Source organism: Flavobacterium cryoconiti (assembly GCF_048158645.1).
Lineage (GTDB): Bacteria > Bacteroidota > Bacteroidia > Flavobacteriales > Flavobacteriaceae > Flavobacterium > Flavobacterium cryoconiti.
Genome location: NZ_JBLNKW010000024.1, coordinates 1 through 3,324 on the forward strand (window position 1 = coordinate 1; position 3,324 = coordinate 3,324).

Below are 3,324 nucleotides of genomic sequence, written 5' to 3' on the forward strand. Positions count from 1 at the left end.
TACGTTATTCCATCCAAACTGTATTCAACACCAGATTGGGTTACTATCGCTATACTTCCTGATGGAGTTCCACAAGTTGGCTGTATGATACTGGTACTTGTTGGAACAACTGGAGGAGTTGGAATTGCATTAATTGTTGTTACGGAAGCTGATGGAGTTACACATGTATTGTCAGCAAGGTTTCTTACATACAATGTATAATCTGTAGGTGCCAATCCTGTAAAGGTATTCGATGACTGATACGTTATTCCATCCAAACTGTATTCAACACCAGATTGGGTTACTATCGCTATACTTCCTGATGGAGTTCCACAAGTTGGCTGTATGATACTGGTACTTGTTGGAACAACTGGAGGAGTTGGAATTGCATTAATTATAATAGGATCTACTGAAGAAAGAACACAAGAATTATCTAATTTATTTCTTACATATATTGTATAATTTCCCTGAGTCAATCCCGAAAACTCATTAGAATTTTGATAAGTTACACCATCTATACTATATTCTACACCTGGCTGTACCGCTATAACAATTGTCCCTGATTGTAAAGCACATGTAGGTTGTGTCACACTAGCAGTTGTTGGAATAGAAACAAAATTCATCATAATATTTGCCTCAGAATAACAAGGTGTTAATGCAGCAGAGGAAACCACAACTGGATTTGGATCTTTCAAATTATAATCTACTGAACCAATCCCATAATCTAAATTACTACTTCTTTCTGGACTTAAAAAAGAATTGGTAACCGTTTGACTACCATCTTCTTTATCATTCATAGTTAATCCAAAAAACTTAATATCCCCTGTTGTATAACCAATAAGAGATTTTAAAACTTCAACTTCAAAACCAAGATTATAATCATTAATTCCAGCATTATTTTTATTAACACCCATTACTGCTGAAGGTAGACCTGTAGAAGCACTTCCTAAATAAGTTTTAATAGAAGTACCCGTCTTTAATTCGACAACATTTGCATAATAATTAGTTTCTCCAGCATCAGTAGAAATAACTAAACAATAATCCGCTTGAAAATATGAATCAAATGTACTTGGATTATTATTAAAAAGGTTGAAAGATCGAACTAAAGGATCTGAATCTGCCTCGTCACCATAATTTGATACATTAAATCCTCCAGGTTTTGTATCAAGAAATAACAATAAACTTCTATTGTTTAGAACTTTACCCGCAATACCTAAAACCAATTTATCTTCGGAAGCACTAATTTTTAATGAGTTAATATAGCCAGTCGAAGCATTAGTAGACAATGGTGCTGAAAGAAAATTATCTTCCAAAGCTCCTGTTCCCCATGTTTTTTCAGTAATAGTCCCATCCATACTTACCTGATATCTTGTTCTCACTCTTACAACTTGTCCATCAGTTAGAAGATTAGTTGTGAAAATTTTACTTGTAGACATCGGTTGCACAACAACCCCATCAACTGAAAATTCAAATAAATCAGCTCCACCTGATGCTGTAAAAGTAACAGATGTTCCCAAACATAATGGACTTGACGTATTATTAACTGGAGAAGCCGATAAAGTAACCGCAGGAGGTGTAAAATAAATTGATGCTACGACTGGTACACGCGTACTAGTATCACTTCCTAATCGGCTGCGTACATAATACGTTTTAGTTGTCATAATACTTGGACTATAGACATTACCAGTAAATATTGGACTCGCTGAAGTTTGAGATGCGAACCACTCAATAGTTTCAGAACTACTATTTCCGAAGGCGTAAACATTAACCTGCGACGGGCTAATTCCATCTCCGCAAGAACTTCCTGCTATAGTAGAAGGAGGAGATAAAAGAGCAGTAATTTTTAAATTCCTTGATGTTTTTTTATATTTTTTTATTGTATCCGAAGGAATAATTGTAGTTATTAATTCCAAATTTGCGTTATGGATATTTACAACATCTGTCAAATTTTCTGCAATTAATTTATTCCCCAATAACAAATGAAATAGTAAAAATAAAAGTAATTTATTTTTCATAAAATGAATTTTGTTGTTAATATATAATTACTAATAGTTATGACTAAATGATTAATAATTTTAAAAAAATAAAAGTAGGAATTTATTCCCAGTGATTTAGTTAAAATTTAATAAAATTTTAACTAAATTATTAACATCTGACCTAATATTTACATCGAAATACAATTGTAAACAAATTATCAAAATACAAATAACTAATTATCAATCAATAAATTATATTCCCATATGAGTTATTTTGAAATGGTCTAAAATCTATTTGATTTAATTAAAAAAACATACTTAAAGAATACTAATCGTTATAATTGACACAAACTAAATTTGCTTCAATTATAAAAGTTGTGATGAAATATTAAAAAGAAATATTTGTATTTCCTAATCAGACGCAAGATTAGCAAAGCGAACTTATTAAGTTATTATAAAGGATAATCATTGAATATCATTAGCTAACTCTTAAAAAAAGGCCAGGTTTACTCCAAGAGAACATAGTCATGAAAAACTAAGTTCAAAAGGATTCTTTGGCTAGATATCCATTAAATATTTCCAAATTCGTGGACACCAAGTATATTTTCATACTACTTGCAGAAGATGGTTTAATAAAGACACTAGGCAAGTTGTTTTAGTGATTGGAATTTAGGGGCAGACGAAACTCTTGTCACACACAAGTTTGCGTTTTTTTTTAAAGAAATTAATAAGCTCCAAGGCTAATGCTTGCAATGCTATCGCCTCTTCCTATGGCGTTAGTGGTAAAAAACTACAACATCAAAACAAGGATTTCTAAAACAATCACAAGCCAGAAGTCGCTAAATTTTAGAGAGAGAGAGAAAAAAAAAAAAAAAAAAATGAACAGAAAATCAAAAAGAAAGAGCCGTGATATTATTTGAATAATATCCTGATATTAAAAAAGTCTATAATTTGGCACAATAATTACAAAATATCTTTGAGAACACTACAGATAAAATTATTGGTTATTCTAGATTGGCAAGATGGCATGAAAAAGTTAGTCAATCCGGTTTCAAATTCTTCAATGCAATCTCAAAATCGATAATGAGTCATTATTAAACTATTTTGACAATCGAAGTATAAATGCTTCAGCAGAATCTTTTAATGCCAAAATAAAAGCTTTTAAAAGTCAATTTAGAGGAGCGAGAAAGATTAATTTCTTCTTATTCAGATTATCTAATCTTTTTGCCTAATCTCCAACTTTTAAGATTAATCCGGATCAAGACATATTGTTGTGGGGAAATATTAAAATCTAGATATTTGTATTTCTAAATTATACCTGAATGCAAGATTCTTTTATCGACATCCTCAAGTTGTTATTACCTGAGAT

Annotated in this window: 1 protein-coding gene and 1 pseudogene; one reads left to right on the forward strand and one right to left on the reverse strand. The window is 31.1% G+C overall.

Translation table 11 applies throughout. The features are described from left to right. A pseudogene (locus ACM55H_RS17850) lies at window positions 1–1,994 on the reverse strand (hypothetical protein); the annotation flags it as partial. A 1,079-nt stretch (window positions 1,995–3,073) separates the two neighbouring features. Between ACM55H_RS17850 and ACM55H_RS17855 the strand changes: the two are divergent. Beyond that, entirely contained in the window at window positions 3,074–3,187 is a 114-nt protein-coding gene (locus ACM55H_RS17855) for a hypothetical protein (RefSeq protein WP_416837802.1), read from the forward strand. Window positions 3,188–3,324 lie beyond the last annotated feature (137 nt).